Origin of the sequence: Vitiosangium sp. GDMCC 1.1324 (assembly GCF_003044305.1) — a bacterium.
Classification (GTDB): domain Bacteria; phylum Myxococcota; class Myxococcia; order Myxococcales; family Myxococcaceae; genus Archangium.
On sequence record NZ_PZOX01000019.1, the window covers coordinates 1 to 16,218 of the forward strand.

The window sequence follows — 16,218 nt, forward strand, 5'->3', positions numbered from 1 at the left end:
GGCCCAGGACGCCGAAGACTGGGTCCTGGGCCTCTCTGCGCAGCAGGCGCTGCGCAAGGCGGGAGTCCTCTCCCTCCACTTCTGGCTCCATTCCTTAATGTAAAGGAACTTTTGCCTACCTACTTAGTTCAGGGGGCGCTACGCGCCTGACTGAGCGCAGCTGAAGAAGAGGGGTGGCGGGTCTCCAGAGCTACGGCTGGGGCCCGCCACTTTCGTGTCCATGACCCGATGCCGCCCGCCGTGGCCCGGGTAGGACGCAGGTGCACGGGCGGCGAGACGGGAGCGGGGCGGATCCACGGCTTCGGTGCGAGCTCCTCCACTTCACGTGCGAGGTCTACCTCGGGGTCCACGAAGACCTCCGCGGGCCGTCCGTTCCATGACACACGCGCATCGGCCCGGACCTGGACCGGTTCCTTCCTCCGTGCCTCGAAGTCGCGAGCGATGTGATGGGCGAGCTGCAGGATGAGGTCCGGCTGCACCGACATCTCCCGCTCCTGCAGGCGGGTGAGATATTGGCTGGGAGGCACGTGCCACTCCCTTCCGGTGCGCACATCCCGGACCATGAAGGTCACGCTGCCGTTCTTCTCCCGCGCCATGACCCGCCACGAGAAGCGCATCCCCTGCTCATGCCACAGGACGTTGCCGCCGTAGAGGTGGCTCCTGAGCGGGAGCAGGAGCTGGACGAGCCCATACACCACCGCCGCGCCCAGGCCCACCCGGGCCTTCCATCCGGGCGCGGTCAGGCCCCTGGAGGAGGCGGACATCCCGGGGGGCTCCTCGCGTGGGGCCCTGCCCGCACAGCGCGTTCCCAGACGCTCGCCGAACCACCGGGGCCAGGAGGGCTCGAAGAAGACCAGCGCCGCAGTGACCATGATGACGGGGAACATCCCGATGGGGAACAGCGCCGAGGTGGCCGCGTGGAACCCCAGCACCACCGCGTAGGCGAACGGGCGGAGTCGCCGCGAGAGGAGGAAAAGCACGATGGTGGTGTCGAAGAGGAAGCCTCCCCAGGCCGCGGCATACGCCACCCAGCGCTCCTCCAGCAGCGGGCCCACGAGCGGGAGGCTCGCCCGCGCCGACAGCCAGATGTTGAGGGGCTGTGCGTGGAGCAACCAGTCGGAGGTGAGCTTCGCCAGTCCGGCGAACACGTAGACCACGGCCACCTGGAAGCGCAGCAGGTATGTGCACCACGCCGGCAGCCAGTCGCGGCGCAGCGCCGGGTTCCTCCATGCGTCCACGGAAAAGGCCCGGTGTGCCGGCACGAAACACAGCAGCCCGAGCAACAGGCTCACCAGGTAGTAGTGGTTGAGGTAGTTGGTCACGTCCACGAGCTGGACGTAGGTGAACGTGACGAAGAGCAGGGCGACTGCCTGCCGGTAGAAGAGCCCCACCGCCACGCACAGGCCCAGGACGCCGAGCGCCACGAAGACGGCGTGCATCCACGGCGCGGGCAGCGCGGGCACCCACCCGAAGCCCCAGTAGGTGAAATGGAACCGGGGCCGCACGAACAACTCATCGACCCAGCCGTAGGCGAGAAAGCGCGCCGCCGACACGGTGATCAGCGACCCGAGCGCCACCCGGAAGACCACCAGCGCCGCGATGTCCCGCGGCGCGCCCAGCCAGCTCCACAGACGCGAGGGCCGCTCGCCCCGCTCCACCTCAGTCATTGTCTCCCTCGAGGTTCTGCGGCGCCTCGAGGTCCAACACCGTGACCAGCTCGGTCTTGAGCAGATCGGTCACGCCCTTGACCGCGTCATAGAGCGCCCGCACCGACGGCTTGTCCTGGGCAAGCGCCTCGCGGAGATCCGCTTCGTCCACCGCCTCGAGGGCCGCCTGGGCCTCGGAGAGCCGCTCGCGCAGCCTGACCGCCAGGGGCTCGGCCCCCGCCGCCACGAGCACATCGTCGAACCCCGTCCCCTCGTAGTTCGCGCCACATCCTTCTGCGAGGCGCCGGAAGCCCACCAGGTTGGCGCGCACGTTCGCTTTCGAACGGCCCGCGAAGGGCGACTCGAGAAGCTCCGGACAGGTGTCCGCCGAGCAGTCCCGGAGGCCGAGCGGCCGCGCCAGCTTCAGGTCCTTCACGTCCCGCTCGATGTAGAAGAGCGCGTCACTCAAGGCGTTCAACCCCTTCTGCCCCGTCGAGTACACCGCGTTGCCCGGACCCGCCGTCTCGAGCGTGCGCACGAAGCCTCCCTTCTCCGCCCCCCACGCCTCGACGAGCTGCGCCGCGAGGCGGTGCACGTCGGCGGCCACCACCGCGGCATAGGCCCGCTTGCGCGCCTCCCGCTCCTCGGCCGACAGGGCCGCCCACCTCCCCCCCGACACCACGGGGGAGCTCGCGGGGCAGGCGGTGTCCGCGCCTTCGTAGAACAGCAGGTACTCGAGGGCGAACAGCCCTCGGCGGCTCACGAGGGAGGTGGGAAAGCCCGAGGCCTCGTAACCCCGGGAGACGATCTGCTCCTCGATGACGCAGCGGCTCACCAGGGGCCAGGAGTAGATGTTGTCGCGCAGCTCCGCGCCGCCGGGGAGGCTCCTCGGGGCCGCCGGACCCACTTGCATGACCTCGGCCACCTGCCACACGTCCATGGCCCGGTGGAACGCCGCTCGCGCCGCCGCCCTCTTGCTGGCATCCGGCTCCGCCGCGAGGGCCGCCGTCGCCTGCTTCAGCTCCACCGCCGTGGCGAGGAAGTCACGCGCCGTCGTCAGCACACACGACCCCGCCGCGCCCAGCAGCTGCGTCCGGGCCGTATCCGCCTTTCCGGGCGCCTCGGGCTTTCGTGTTCCCTCGCGGCAGGCCGGAAGGCACGTGAGGGCGGCGAGGACGAGTGCACTCGTCCCCATGAGACGAGCAGCGTTCGGGCGGAGTCTCGAGAGGCTCATGCGCCCCGCACCTACCAACTGATTTTGAAAATGACAACTATTAGCAAAGTCCATCTCGTTTTCTTGGATTCCGGGCGGGTGCCTTGACATCGCTCGAATGTTGGCCTACCAAGCGCCCGCCTATCGTGAAATCGATAATCATTATCAATTTCCACATCGAGCCATCGAGGGGTTGACTACATGCGGAGCGATACGAACCACCGGAGCTTCCGGGCCACGCTGTCGAGCGTGCTGGTCCTGGCGGTTGCACTGACCTACATGGGCGGCTGCGGAGACGAGCCGGACACCGGTGAGCCGGACACGACGGCCGATTCGGGGACGGGCATCCCGGATGCGGGGACCGCCCAGACGGACACGGATCTGGCGCTGGTGCGGCTCAACACGGACGGCAGCCTGGACACCACCTTTGGGACCAGCGGCATCGCGCGGGTGAACCTGGGGACCGGTGCCGGCACTGTGCGGGACTCGCTGTGGGGGATGGAGCGCGACGCGTCGAACCGTCTCGTCCTGTTCGGCTCCAAGAAGGCCGATGGGAATCGTGCCGATGCCGACCGGGTCGTCGTGCGGCTCACCGCGAACGGAGCGCTGGATGAGACGTTCGGCACCAAGGGGGTCCACACCCTCGACATCGTCAACCTGAATGATCAGGCGCGCCACGGCATCGTCCAGCCGGATGGGAAGATCCTCGCCTCGGGCTATACGCCCCAGCCGTCGGGCGTGGGGACGCAGGCCTCCAACCGCATCGTGCTGTTGCGGCTGAACGAGAACGGCCAGGCGGACACGACGTTCGGCAGCAAGGGGGTGGTGAACTCGGCGCCCTTCCAGCCCGCGGACCCGAGCACCATGGAGTGGGGCTACGCCGAGGCCTATGCCGTGGGCAACCAGTCCGGCAAGTACGTCACCACGGGCTATGGCCGCCCCGGAGCCTCGGGCGCGACGGATCTCGTCTCCTTCCGCTACGACGCCAATGGCAGGCTCGACACCTCCTGGGGCAACGGGGGCGTCTTCCAGCTGGACCTGGTGGGTGAGAATGAGCGCGGCCGCGATCTGGCCGTGCTGCCGGACAACCGCGTGTTCATGGTGGGCAGCGGCACCCCGTCGGCGTCGAGCATCGACGCCCTGGCGGTGTTGCTCGAGTCCGATGGCAAGCCGAGCACGAGCCTGGGTCCGGATGGTTACAAGCTCTACGACTTCGGCCGTCCGGATGAGGCGTTCTTCAAGACTGCGGTCTCGCCGGATGGCAAGCGGGTCGCCGCGGCGGGCTACCGGGCCGGTGCGAATGAGGATGACGACGCCATCCTGCTCATCAAGGAGTGGGGCGAGGGCGGCTCGGAGTTCGCGCAGGCCGTACCCCTGTCCGAGACGGCCAATGATCGCTTCTGGTCCGTCACGTTCGATGCGTCGGGGAAGCTCTACGCGGCGGGCTTCATCACCGAGGACGGGGACAACCGCATGGCCGTGGTGCGCTTCAACGCGAACGGCTCGCGGGACACCTCGTTTGGTACGGGGGGCGTCGTCACGGTGAACGTCGCCGTGGGCAAGACGGATGAGACGGCTCGCGCCGTCATCGTGCAGTCCGATGGCAAGGTGGTGCTGGCGGGCGTCGCCGAGGCCCCGTAGTCGGAATCGGTAGTGGACACACTTCGGGGCCGGTGAGGGGAGACGCGTCCTTCACCGGTCCCGGTCACTTCGCACCCAGCGCGTTCATCCAGGAGTCGTGGTTCTTTATGTGTGCACGGACATGGTGGGTCGCGGTGTTGTGCTTCGTCGTCGCGCCAGGGGCGGTGGCTCAGCAGGCGGAGCCGGCGAACGAAGCCCCTGGTGTCACGGAGGCTCCTCCGCCCACGGCTCCAGAGACCCTCACGCTGCCCGAGACTCCTCCCGCGCCGGCAGCGGACGAGGCGGTCCCCTCGCCAGAGGAGCAGCGGAAGTTCGAGAGCGTGGTGGTCGGGACCTCGGAGGCGAGGACGAGTGGCTCCATCCACGTCCTCAAGCCGGAGAAGCTCCAGCGTTTCGAACTGGATGATCCGCAGGCCATCCTGCAGAGCGTCCCCGGTGTCTACGGGCGCGGGGAGGACGGGTTCGGGCTGAGGCCGAACCTGGGGCTGCGAGGGGCCAATCCCGATCGCAGCAAGAAGGTCACCCTCCTGGAGGATGGTGTGCTCTTCGGCCCGGCGCCCTACTCAGCGCCGGCGGCCTACTATTTCCCGTTGATGACCCGCATGCAGTCCGTGCGCGTCCTCAAGGGGCCCTCCGCCATCCAGACCGGCCCCCAGACCGTGGGGGGCTCGGTGGATCTCATCACCCGGGACATCCCCTCCGCCGAGACCTTCGGCCTGGATGTGGCGGGTGGCCAGTACCTGTATGGCAAGGCCCACGGCTTCTTCGGAGCGAGCACCGAGCGCGCGGGCTTCCTGGTGGAGGGTCTCCACCTGCGCAGTGACGGCTTCAAGCAGCTCGACAGTGGGGGCAGCACGGGCTTCCACCGCAACGAGTGGATGGCGAAGGCCCGCTACCGGCTCGTCCCCGAGGGCCCGGTGCGCCAGAGCCTCCAGCTCAAGCTCGGCTACTCCGACGAGGCCTCGAACGAGACGTACCTGGGGCTGAGTGACGCGGATCTCCTCGCGAACCCGCTGCGCCGCTACGGCGCGAGCCGTTTCGACCACATGCAGTGGCACCGCACGCAGATTGTTCTCAGCCACCTGCTCGAGTCCAAGGACTTCGCGGTGACGACGACCGCCTATCGCCACGACCTGGACCGGACCTGGCGGAAGGTGAATGGCTTCCGCGGAGCGTCCATCTCCGAGGTGCTCGCGGATCCGACCAGCGCCCGCAACTCCATCTATTACGGTGTGCTGACGGGGCAGCTCGACTCCTCGACGCGCGAGGAGACGATCATGATCGGCCCCAACCATCGCGTCTTCGTCTCGCAGGGCCTCCAGAGCGTGGCGCGGTGGAGCACCACCACCGGCCCGCTGGCGCACAGCCTCGAGGTCGGGGTGCGCTACCACTACGACAGCATCGATCGCCGCCACACGGAGGACGGCTTCCGCATGGTGGGGGGCGAGCTCGTCCCGGAAGGCGAGCCGACCGTCACCACCGCCGACAACAAGGACTCGACGCACGCCGTCTCGCTGCACGCGACCGATGCGATCGCCTGGGGGCCCCTGGTGGTGACGCCCGGAGTCCGGCTGGAGCTCATCCGCTCCCAGTCCGTGGATCGGATGACCGGGAAGACCCAGCGCGGTGCGGTGGAGGTGCTCATGCCTGGGGTGGGTGTCCATGGCTCCCTGACCCGGGACCTGGGTCTCTTCGGTGGGGTGTATCGCGGCTTCTCGCCTCCCGCGCCGGGCCAGCCCGAGGCGGTACTCCCCGAGAAGAGCATCAACTACGAGGCCGGTGCCCGGTGGGCGCGCCGCGGCGAGCGCGTCGAGGTGGTGGGCTTCTTCAACGACTACTCGAACCTCACGGACATCTGCACCTTCTCCAACGGCTGTCTGAACGACAATCTGGACCGACAGGTCGATGCCGGTGCGGCCCACATCTACGGCCTGGAGGCCTTCGCGGAGAAGACCTTCCGTCCAGGGGGCGGCGTGACGTTTCCGCTCTCCCTGGCCTACACCTTCACCCAGACGCTGCTGCTCGAGGACTTCCGCTCGGCGGACCCTCAGTTCGGCCAGGTGCGCGCCGGGGATGAGCTTCCCTATGTGCCCCGGCATCAGCTCTTCGCTTCCGCGGGGGTGGAGGGCTCTCGTTGGGGCGTCTACCTGAACGCCGCCTTCATCGACACCATGCGGGAGAAGGCGGGCCAGGGGGAGATTCCCGAGGGCGAGAGGACGGATGCCCTGCTGACATTCGACGCGAACGCGAACTGGAACCTCACGAGCTGGGGCCAGCTCTACCTGAGTGCGCGCAACCTGCTCGACCAGCAGGGCATTGCTTCGCGCCGCCCCTATGGCGCCAGGCCGAACGCTCCCCGGACCGTCATCGTCGGGTTCAAGATCTCGCTCTGATTCCGGCGCCCTTCAGTCCCGGGGCGGCGAGCTCCGGGGCGTGGGTTTGGGGCGGGCACGGGGGGCGGCCCCGGACCTGCGCAGGCGGGTGAGCAGCGAGGACAGATCGCGCTCGAGCACGGCGCACGACTCACTGAGCTCTCGGAGGGATTGTAGTCGGGCGCGGGCGGGGTGCTCGTCCTCGCCGAGCAGCCAGAGGGCCTCCTCGACCAGTCCCTTCACGCTGGCGAGCTCGGCCAGGCGGGTGCGCAGAATATTCTCCCAGGCGTCCGCCCGGAGCCGGTAGCTGTCGCGCCGATTCAACACGGGGACCCGCTCCACGAAACCGCGCTCCGCGAGCAGCCGGGCCATGCTGCTCACCGAGGCCTTGCTGGCACCGAGCCCCTCGGCCATCGCGTCCAGCGAGTCACAGCCGGACTCCGACAGCGCCAGCCACGCCACGATGCGCCCCGCGATGGGCGGCACGCCGAGCTGCTGGATGAACCCGCCCAGGGACTCCCTCACCTGGGGCAGGGTGCGCACGCTCATTGTCCAGCTCCCGCTGAATCACATTCGGGAATCATCGAATCATATTCGGGATGAATCGAATGACATTCAATCTGGGCTGGATATCATTCGGAGATTTCTGAACGAACCGGGGCCGCTCCCGAGGGGACGGAGGCCCGGGTGCCCTCAGTTCCGGGGCTCGTTGGCCTGCGGCAGTGCCCGCCCGCTGCGGAACCCGCGCCACCGCACGTAGCGCGTGAAGTCGCGCGAGAAGGCGTCCGCGCTCAGCCCGATGGCGCTCTCGAAGGCCTCCGGGAAGTCCTTTCCGCCCTTCATCTCGCGCAGGATGCCGCGCACGGCGTCCTCTCCGTAGCGCCGCACCAGGAAGGTGAAGGCGTAGTGCGCCACCCCGTACACCAGGTTCGAGTCGTCCCGGTACAGGCCATCCGGTTTTTGTACCGGATCGCTCCCGGGGGTGCGCTCCAGGTGGCGGGCGATCTCCTCCAGGGACACCCACCGGTAGGACTGGTCCGCGGTGAACGAGGCCATGCCCTCGCGGAACCACAGGGGAATCTGTTTGCGCTGCCAGCCGAGCCGATCCGACGACAGTTGGTACATCAGGCTGTGGGTGAGCTCGTGGAGCAGCAGCTCGTTGATTTGCGGCTGGGTGGCCCCGCCCGGCCCCCACGAAGAGGGGGCCTGGACGAACACCTCGTCGTAGCGGCTCCAGGCGCGCAGCCAGCCGAACCCATGCTGCCGGACGGCGTCCTCGAGCGCCTCGTGGTCGGGCACCACCTTGAGGGTGACGGGCACTTGCAGCTTGCCCCAGCGCTCCAGCTTGGGCAGGGCCTCGTCCGCGGCCTTCTGGACGAGGGCGGCGTCCTGCGCATTGCCCGGGGCGTACTCGGTGCGGAACAGGCCGGAGGCACTCTCCATGGACGCCTCGAGCGCGGCCGCGGGTGCGGCGGACTGCCGGGGCGCGGCGCACCCCGCCAGGAGCGCCAGCACTCCCACTGCCACGAGTCCCGCTCCTCCCAGCCCACTGCCGTTGCGCATCTCCACCCTCATTCCACGTTCAACCAGTGCAGCACCGTGCGGCCCACGTCCGCCACGGTGGCCAGCGACTCCAGTCCGGCTGCTGGCGGACCGAAGTAGAGCACGGGGACGGGATTGAGGGTGTGTGAACGTGTAGTCAGATCTTCCACGTTTCCATGGTCGCTGCAGACGAGGACCCGGGCGTCGGCCGGCCGGGTGGCGATGACGGCCCGGGCGAAGGCGTCGAAGGTCTCCAGGGCGTCGCGGGCGGCGGTGAAGTCCTGGGCATGTCCGGCCTCGTCCGCCAGGTAGTGCTCGAAGAAGGTGAAGTCCGCCTCCGAGGCCACCTGCCAGAAGACCCGGGCGGCCTCGGCCGGGGTGCGCTGGGGGGCGGAGAGGCTCCGGGCTCGTGCCTTCTCCCCGGTGATGTCATGGGTGAGGCCCTGGCCGGCCCGGGCGTCGTCCAGTGTGCGCAGGGGGACGTGGCCGGCGGCGAACGCCAGCGTGGTGGCCGAGGGCTTCAGGCGCCGCAGGGCGGCCGGGGGCAGGGTGAACTCGGGGGCGCTGGCGGAGGGGCGGCGGTGGAGCTTCAGCGCGTCCAGGTAGGCCACGGGGTAGCTGTTGGCGAAGGTGGCGCTGCGGCCGGCGCCCACCAGGCGCTTGATGATGGAGTGGCGCGCGAGGAGCTCCCGCAGGGGCGCGTCCGGGTAGCCGAGCACGTGCCGGCCGATGAGGGCGGGGGCGGGCTGGCCGGTGAGGATGGCGGTCTGGTTGGAGGCGGATTGCGGGCGCCCGGCGACGCCGAAGGTGGGGTCCACCGGGAAGCACCGGCCTCCCTCGGGGAGCGGGCGGGCGGGCGCGTCCTGGAAGTGGGACAGGAGGTATTCACGGCCAGCGAGTGGATTCGCCTCCGGGTCGTTTCGTCCAATGCCAACACCATCGATGAAGAGGACCGCGACGCGCATGGCGGTCGACTGTATCCTCGTTGCAAGAGAGACCCATGGCCCTCCACGGCGACTTTTCCAGCTTCCCGCTGCCCGAATTGCTCCAGTGGTTGGATAGCTCCCGCAAGACGGGGACGCTCCAGCTCCTTTCCTGGGAGGGAGGTGAGCGCAAGCTCTTCCTGCTCTCGGGGCAGGTGCTGGCGGTCGCCAACGAGGGGCTCTGGGGGCGCGTGGCCCGGGTGCTGTCGCTGGCGAAGCTGGCGGATGGCGCGGCGGTGCTGGCGGCCCTCAAGGAGCTGCCGCCGGGGGGCGAGGACGTGGAGTCCGCCTTTCGGAACCGCAAGGTGGAGCAGAAGCTGGTGCGCGACCTGGTGCGCGAGGAGATGTTCGGCTCCATGGTGGACCAGACGCGGGGAGGCCATGGCGCCTTCCACTGGACGGAGGATCTGGACCGCTCGGGTGAGGAGTGGGCCCCCTGCGAGATGAGCCTGCGGGAGCTGCTCTTCGAGTCGCTGCGGTGGGTGGATGAGCAGCCGGACGTGGACCGGGTGCTGCCGGGAGATGCGCTGACGGTGCGGGCGCGCGTCCAGCCGAGCCCGCGTCAGCCGTTGATGCACCGCATCCTGCTGGCGCTGTGCGCGGGTGGACAGAACCTGGGGCGGTTGCGGCTGTCGCTGGGGCTGTCGCGCTCGTCCATCACGCGCCGGGTCTTCGAGCTGCTGCGGGCGAAGCAGGTGGAGGTGGAGGGGGCGCCGGAGGTGGTGGTGGATCCGGTGACGGACATGCTGGAGAAGGGCGCGGTGCTGGTACGCGAGGGGCAGTATGAGGCGGCGGAGCTGGTGTGCTCGTCCCTGCTGACGAGCGACCCGACGGATCGGCGGGTGCGCGAGTTCGCGCGGATGGTGCACAGCGAGCACATGGCGGCGCTCTACGGAGAGCTGCCGCCGCTGGCGGTGCCGGTGCTGAGGCCGGATCCGGATGCCCAATCGTTGCTCAAGCCCGAGGAGCGGCAGGTGGTGGGACTCGTCAACGGCTCATGGGACGTGTCGACGCTCGTCCTGGCCAGCTCGGCGCGCGAGCTGGAGACGCTGAAGACCCTGGCCAAGCTGGTGCGCATGGGCCTGTTGCAGATGCGCTGAGTGCTACTCCGTCGAGGGCGGAGTCCCACCGTCTGTCGTGGGGGCCTGGGGCTGCGGGGAGGGAGGAACTCCGGTTGTCCCTCCGTCCCCTGGGCTGGGATGCATGAAGGGCAGGGGTTGGATGTGTTCGGGATCGAACGAGGGCGACACGCCCGGCTCACCCGGCACCGGTGTGCTTCCATCCGGCGAGCCCGTGTATTCCTCCATCCCATCCAGCACCCGTCTCAGGATCCGACCGTCCGTGCTGATCGCGTACTTCGCGCCCGAGTCGAGCCCGGCGTGCTTCTGGCCGCAGTAGCCGGGGTTTTCATCGATTCGAACGAAGAGGATCTCGCCTTGCCGGATGACCCGATAGACATGCGCCTCCTGCCGGTCGACACACGGTGCATCGGCTCTCCCAGGAGGCAGGAAGTCATTGGCCGCGATGGCAATGGCCCTGAGTGTGACTCCATCCAGTTGGAAGGGCTGGCCGGGTGCGCCGACTTCGACGGGGGCACGCTCGAAGAACTGGGGGAAGACGATGGACCGGTCGTCCTCCACGGCCACCGGATGCCGGAAGGGCGGTGCGCAACCGAGCCCGAGAAGCATCATGACCGCGAACGCACGACGCTTCATGTGCCCTCCTCAATCTGCTCCGACCTCGGTTTCGAGCAGCGCTACTCCGTCGTGGGCAGCCCGGCCGCGTGGAGCCGGGTGAAGATCTGCATCAGGACGTAGAGCGCGAACGCCGCGTCGTCCACGCGGTTGCTGGAGCGGGCCGCGAGGGACTGGAGCTTGAGCACGTCTCCTCCGTCCACGTGGAGCAGGTGGGCCTGGGCACCCAGCGGCGCCTCGCCCGCGAACGCGAGCCCGCGCCGGGTGGCATCGAGGCAGGCCTGGATGCACGTCCCATAATCTCCGGCGGCGAACGCGCCTTCCGCGGCCCGTGCGTGGTCGAACAGTTCCGAGGGGGCCAGCGCGCTGGCGGGCCCCAGGGGCCGCTGTCCGGTGAGCGCAGGGGGCGCGATGGGCGGCGCCACCTGGACCTGCGGCTGGGGGACGACGGCCGGCATGCTCCGGGAGATGGGGCCCGCCGGGCGCTGCAACCCGGCGCTGGCCGAGGCGGGAGCCGTGGCCGTGGGCGCCTTTCCCGCGAGCTGGCTGAGCTGGGCCTCCAATCCGCTTCCCGCGCCCTTGGCGGCGCCCAGCGAAGGCATGGCCGGGGTGGCCGCGCGAGGCGGGGGGACGATGCGCTTGGCACGCAGGTCCTGGATGACCAGCCGGGTGATGGCCTTGAGCGCGTCCATCACGCCGCGGCCGCTCAGGGCCTCGGTCTCGAAGTCGGGGACGTTGCGCGGGTTGAGCGCCGTGCGCAGCTCCGTCACGGGCAGGGCCTTGGGGATGTCGCGCTTGTTCCACTGGAACACCAGCGGGAAGCGCTCCAGCCGGACGCCCTGCTCGAGCAGGTTCTCCTCCAGGTTGGCCAGCGACTCGCGGTTGGCGTCCATCATCTCCGGCTGCGAGTCCGCCACGAACACCACGCCGTCGGCGCCCTGGAGCACCAGCTTGCGCGTGGCGTTGTAGAAGACCTGTCCGGGCACCGTGTACAGCGCCAGCCGCACGGTGCAGTCGTTCACCCGCTCGACCTTCACGGGCAGGAAGTCGAAGAAGAGCGTCCGGTCTCCTTCGGTGGCGATGGACATCATCTCGCCCCGGTGCGCCGGGCGCACGGTCTCGTAGACCTTCCTCAGGGTCGTCGTCTTGCCGGACAGGCCCGGTCCGTAGAAGACGATCTTCACCGCCACTTCGCGGGCCACCAGGTTCACGCTGCTCACGGTGTCAGCTTACCTAGAACGACTCGCCTCCTCGCGCCAGTTGCAGATGGCACATTCGCGGGGGTCCCCGAGAGATACTCGTTGGCCAGGAGGGCGAAGCACACGGCTTCCTTGGCCCCTTCCGGCAGTCCCAGCACGTCCAGGGGGCGGACAGGCAGGGGGGAAAGCCGCTCCGTCAGGCGCTCCATCAGCACCGGGTTCCGGATGCCGCCGCCGGAGACATACACCGCCTCCAGGGCGAAGCGCGGCTGGAGCCACCGCTCGTAGGCCCGGGCCGTGGCCTCCACCGTGAAGGCCACCGCCGTGGCCAGCAAGTCATGGGGGCGCGAGGCCCCGTGGCGCTCCCACAGCCGCGTCACCAGCGCGTCCCCGAAGCCCTCGCGGCCAGCGCTGCGCGGCGGGGGGAGGGCCAGGAAGGGGTGGGCGAGCAATTCCTCCAGCAGGTCCGGCATGACCCGGCCCTGGCGCGAGAGGCTCCCGTCCAGGTCGCACTGGAGCCGGCCGCCGGTGACGCGCCGGGCCAGTCCGTCCAGCACCATGTTGCCCGGCCCGGTATCGAAGGCGACCGTGTCCTCGAGCCGATCGCTCACCACGCTCACGTTGCCGATGCCGCCGATGTTCTGCAGTGCCCGGGCCACTCCTGGCTTCCGGAACAGGGCCCAGTCCAGGTAGGGCACCAGGGGCGCCCCCTGGCCTCCGGCCGCCACGTCCCGGGTGCGGAAATCACTCACCACGGAGATGCCGGTGCGCTCGGCGATGACGGAGGCCTCGCCGAGCTGCAGCGTGGAGGGGGTCTCGGACAGGCTCGAGGGGAGGTGGGCCACCGTCTGGCCGTGCGAGCCGATGATGTCCACGTCCTCGGGGCGGTGGCCCGCGCGGGAGATGACCGCGAGCGCGGCCTCGGCGAAGCGCTCGCCCAGGGCGAAGTTGAGCTCGCAGAGAGAGCGGGCGTCGTCGGCGGCGAGCACCCGCCGGGTGAACTCGGGGGTGAAGGGCTGGGAGACGTGGGCCAGCAGGGTGATGCGGACCTCGGGGCCGGTGCCCTCGATGCGGCAGAGCACCGCCTCCACCGCGTCCACGCTGGTGCCAGACAGCAGCCCGACACACAGGCGCGAATTCGGAGGAGGGGTGCTCGGGTCCATGAGCACAAGTGTAAGGCCCGGGTCCCACGGATGCCGGGACGCCCGGGATGGAACGACGAGAATCCCCCATTTGCGACGTCATGTGGAGGATGGGCTCGCCTGGAGGGGCGCTGGGCTGCCTACGCCGTGGCTCCAGGTGGCTCGGGCTCGTAGCGGGACGCGCTCGTCAGCTCGAGGGCCTGAGCGCGGGTGAGGGGCTGGCCGTACACCGGCGACCCGGGTTGTTGCCGCCGTCCGCCTTCCCGCAGCGAGCCGGTGTCCACGGGCGCGAAGCCGATCTGCTCGATGAGACCCGACACCACGCGCTTGGCGTCCACGTCGTCACCAGCGACGAGGAGGGCGAGCCGTTCCTCCAACGGTGCGTTCGGCCGGCCCTCGTCACGCAGGCGGGTCCACAACATCGTGTTGAACGCCTTCACCAGCCGCGCCCGGGGGAGCCGCTTCGCCACCTCCTCGCTGGAGGTGGAGTCCCCGAGGTTGATGATCTCGAAGTTCTCCCCGTAGGGATTCATCGCGTCGATGACAATCTTCCCGGTCACGAGCTCGGGAGAGGGGAGCCCCTCGGGTGTGCGCCAGGGGATGGCCAGCAGCACCAGCTCGCCGAAGCGCGCGGCGTCGTCCACCGTCGCGGCGCGGGCGCGGGGGCCGAGCTCCCGGACGAGCGAGGCCAGTGAGTCCGGCCCGCGCGAGTTGCTGAGGGCCACCTCATGCCCCGCGCGGGTGAAGAGCCGGGCGGCGGTGCTGCCGATATGACCTGCTCCGATGATGCCGATGCGCATGTTCGCCTCCTGGGCTCTCGGTGCACGGGGATGCTTCCCGTGTCCTGTTCACGGATGCGCAGCGTGGGCGTGTGAGGCAAGCGCGAGGCCCGGGGGACCTGGGGGCGGGAGCAGCCCTCGTGTGCCCGGAGGCAGGGGGTGTTCAAGAGCGGGGGTAGAGCATGGAGACCGCCGTGATGGCTCCACCGTTCAGGCGTCCCCCGTCCGCGACGCGCTCCTGCTCGTGCCCGAGGCCGATGACGTGACCGACCTGGTGGAGCACGTCGCCGGCATCGCAGTCATCGGTCAACGTGACGGGCTGCTCACCACCGGCCATCCCCACGTAGGAGCCGAGCGTCTCCCCTCGCGTGAAGAGCACGTAATGGGGGTAGCGCGAGGCGTTGTCATCGGTGCGTTGGACGAAGCGGATGTTCGTGCGCTGCTGCCACTGTTGGAGGGCGGCGGTGACGCGCTCCGGGTGGGGAAGGTCTGGCGAGAGGCTGTAGGGGATGACGCCCTCGGGCCATCGCTGGCGGATGGTGAGGATGCCCATGCCCTCCAGGCTCGAGGCCTCGGAAGACAGGGCGCGCGTCGTCCGTGCCTGGACCCGTTCCTCGGCCTTCTCCATCAACCGGGTCGGACCGAGGAAGATGTCGTCCTCGCCGTCCTCGAGGATGGCCAGCCCTCGATCATCGATGTACCGCACCTGCTGGAACTGGCCGGACGCGGCATCCCGGACGTGGCCCTCGCGAACGGGGGCCGCGAGCGCCGCCGAGGACAGGACCAGGCCCAACGCGGAGAGGGAGAGCGGAAGGACGTTCTTCTTCGACATACGCGGCCCCTTCGTTGCCTGGGTGGAAGACGCAACAGGGGGATGGCCGTCCAGGCGGGATGTGATGGACGTACCCGTGCGTTCACCCGAGGCCGGTTACCCGGCAGGCGAGGGGATGGGCTGTGGATGTCGGTGGGCGAGGCCCAGGGTCAGCCGGGGGCCGTCCGAGGCACTCGCTCCAGTTGTCGTGGCACGGGTGGCTCGGGACCGCGTTCCCAGACCCGCCCAGAGGCATCCCCGAGCTGTTCCTGGTTCTGGCGCCATCGCCGGATGCCGGGGCACTCCGGGGGCTCGAGCACCTGCGGCTCGTGGGTGCACTCCAGGTGGGAGGGAGTTCCCCCGGCTGGGTTCGCTGTCTTCGACCCGGGGGGGCGGGGTGGTGCCGGGACGCCCGGCGTGGGCCTCTCGGAGCGAGCTCCCTCCGCGCGTGACGCTCCGGGAGGGGTAGCCCCGCTCGAGGGCTTTCGCTTGAGGACCTCGACGGCATCGCCTGCGGGGCGGAGGGTGGCGATGGGCATCCCGGCCTGCTCGGACGGACGGGTGGGGGCGGGAGCCGTGTCCTGACCCATGCCCTGTCCGGCCGGCTTGGAGTTGTACGGGCTACGGACGCGAGACTCGTCACGGGCGACCGCCTCGTCACGGACTTCCGGCTCGCGCCTTCCGCACCCGCTCAGATCATTGCGCTCCAGGGTGGCGGAGCCCCAGCTCACGCGGAGGCAGTCCTTCTCCGCGGCACTCACCGAGGTGTTCATCACCGCCGCGCTCATGCCCAGGGCGATGCCCTGGTGCGCCTGGGTGATGACGGCGTGGTCGATGAGGGTGCCCCGTCCGCCACGGACCCGGATGCCGTACCAGGAGCCGTCACCCCCTTGGGAGGAGAGCGTGACGGGTTGTTCCGGGGTGCCGCGCACCACCAGCGTCCCATCCACGATCAGCTCCACGCGTTCGGCGTCGACGCCGGACTTGAGCGCATCGGTGGAGGAGGCGATGACCTGGACGCCGGGCTCGAGGGTGAGCCTCACGCCCCAGGCCACGGTGACATCGCCCTTGAGGACATAGGGGCTGCCACTGCTCGTCCAGACGGTGTTGTGGGTAAGCGTTCCCTGCACGTCCGTGGCGGAGGCCAGGGCCGGGAGGAGAATCATCAAGGCGAGAAGCGCTGCACGCATCGCGAA

Annotated in this window: 13 protein-coding genes and 1 pseudogene; 3 read left to right on the forward strand and 11 right to left on the reverse strand. The window is 69.5% G+C overall.

What is annotated here, in order from left to right:
• Nucleotides 1-128: 128 nt before the first annotated feature.
• On the reverse strand, nucleotides 129-1,667 hold the full coding sequence (locus DAT35_RS40690; protein WP_108074690.1) for an HTTM domain-containing protein: 1,539 nt from the start codon (nucleotides 1,665-1,667) through the stop codon (nucleotides 129-131).
• Nucleotides 1,660-2,880 carry an imelysin family protein gene (locus DAT35_RS40695; protein ID WP_199243143.1) on the reverse strand — a complete coding sequence of 407 codons (1,221 nt, stop codon included), beginning with the start codon at nucleotides 2,878-2,880 and terminating at the stop codon, nucleotides 1,660-1,662. Before DAT35_RS40695 ends, DAT35_RS40690 begins: the two co-directional genes overlap by 8 nt.
• Before the next feature lie 180 nt (nucleotides 2,881-3,060).
• Between DAT35_RS40695 and DAT35_RS40700 the strand changes: the two genes are divergently transcribed.
• Entirely contained in the window at nucleotides 3,061-4,500 is a 1,440-nt protein-coding gene (locus DAT35_RS40700) for a hypothetical protein (RefSeq protein ID WP_108074692.1), read from the forward strand.
• A 107-nt stretch (nucleotides 4,501-4,607) separates the two neighbouring features.
• Entirely contained in the window at nucleotides 4,608-6,893 is a 2,286-nt protein-coding gene (locus DAT35_RS40705; protein WP_108074693.1) for a TonB-dependent receptor domain-containing protein, read from the forward strand.
• A 12-nt stretch (nucleotides 6,894-6,905) separates the two neighbouring features.
• Here DAT35_RS40705 and DAT35_RS40710 read toward each other — a convergent pair whose 3' ends face one another.
• From DAT35_RS40710 to DAT35_RS40720, 3 genes are all read right to left on the reverse strand, one after another.
• Nucleotides 6,906-7,421, reverse strand: coding sequence for a GbsR/MarR family transcriptional regulator (locus DAT35_RS40710; protein ID WP_108074694.1), 516 nt, complete (start codon nucleotides 7,419-7,421; stop codon nucleotides 6,906-6,908).
• 144 nt (nucleotides 7,422-7,565) lie between these two features.
• Entirely contained in the window at nucleotides 7,566-8,435 is an 870-nt protein-coding gene (locus DAT35_RS40715) for a hypothetical protein (protein WP_108074695.1), read from the reverse strand.
• Nucleotides 8,436-8,443: 8 nt separating this feature from the next.
• Nucleotides 8,444-9,379 (reverse strand): metalloenzyme, encoded by a 936-nt coding sequence (locus tag DAT35_RS40720; protein ID WP_108074696.1) that lies wholly within the window; start codon nucleotides 9,377-9,379, stop codon nucleotides 8,444-8,446.
• A gap of 35 nt (nucleotides 9,380-9,414) precedes the next feature.
• Here DAT35_RS40720 and DAT35_RS40725 point away from each other — a divergent pair, with 35 nt between their 5' ends.
• A complete protein-coding gene (locus tag DAT35_RS40725) occupies nucleotides 9,415-10,497 on the forward strand; it encodes a DUF4388 domain-containing protein (RefSeq protein WP_108074697.1) in 1,083 nt (360 codons plus the stop codon).
• Nucleotides 10,498-10,500: 3 nt separating this feature from the next.
• On the opposite strand, the gene DAT35_RS40730 is transcribed toward DAT35_RS40725, so the two are convergent.
• From DAT35_RS40730 to DAT35_RS40755, 6 genes and pseudogenes are all read right to left on the reverse strand, one after another.
• On the reverse strand, nucleotides 10,501-11,112 hold the full coding sequence (locus DAT35_RS40730) for a hypothetical protein (protein WP_108074698.1): 612 nt from the start codon (nucleotides 11,110-11,112) through the stop codon (nucleotides 10,501-10,503).
• A 41-nt stretch (nucleotides 11,113-11,153) separates the two neighbouring features.
• A complete protein-coding gene (locus tag DAT35_RS40735) occupies nucleotides 11,154-12,311 on the reverse strand; it encodes an ATP/GTP-binding protein (protein ID WP_108074699.1) in 1,158 nt (385 codons plus the stop codon).
• Nucleotides 12,308-13,453, reverse strand: a complete 1,146-nt coding sequence (locus DAT35_RS40740) for an anhydro-N-acetylmuramic acid kinase (protein WP_108074700.1) — start codon at nucleotides 13,451-13,453, stop codon at nucleotides 12,308-12,310. The genes DAT35_RS40735 and DAT35_RS40740 overlap by 4 nt, the downstream gene beginning before the upstream one ends.
• A 119-nt stretch (nucleotides 13,454-13,572) precedes the next feature.
• A pseudogene (locus DAT35_RS40745) lies at nucleotides 13,573-14,244 on the reverse strand (NADPH-dependent F420 reductase); the annotation flags it as partial.
• A gap of 130 nt (nucleotides 14,245-14,374) precedes the next feature.
• Nucleotides 14,375-15,043 carry a M12 family metallopeptidase gene (locus DAT35_RS40750; protein ID WP_108074702.1) on the reverse strand — a complete coding sequence of 223 codons (669 nt, stop codon included), beginning with the start codon at nucleotides 15,041-15,043 and terminating at the stop codon, nucleotides 14,375-14,377.
• Nucleotides 15,044-15,192: 149 nt separating this feature from the next.
• Nucleotides 15,193-16,212 carry a hypothetical protein gene (locus tag DAT35_RS40755; RefSeq protein ID WP_108074703.1) on the reverse strand — a complete coding sequence of 340 codons (1,020 nt, stop codon included), beginning with the start codon at nucleotides 16,210-16,212 and terminating at the stop codon, nucleotides 15,193-15,195.
• Nucleotides 16,213-16,218 lie beyond the last annotated feature (6 nt).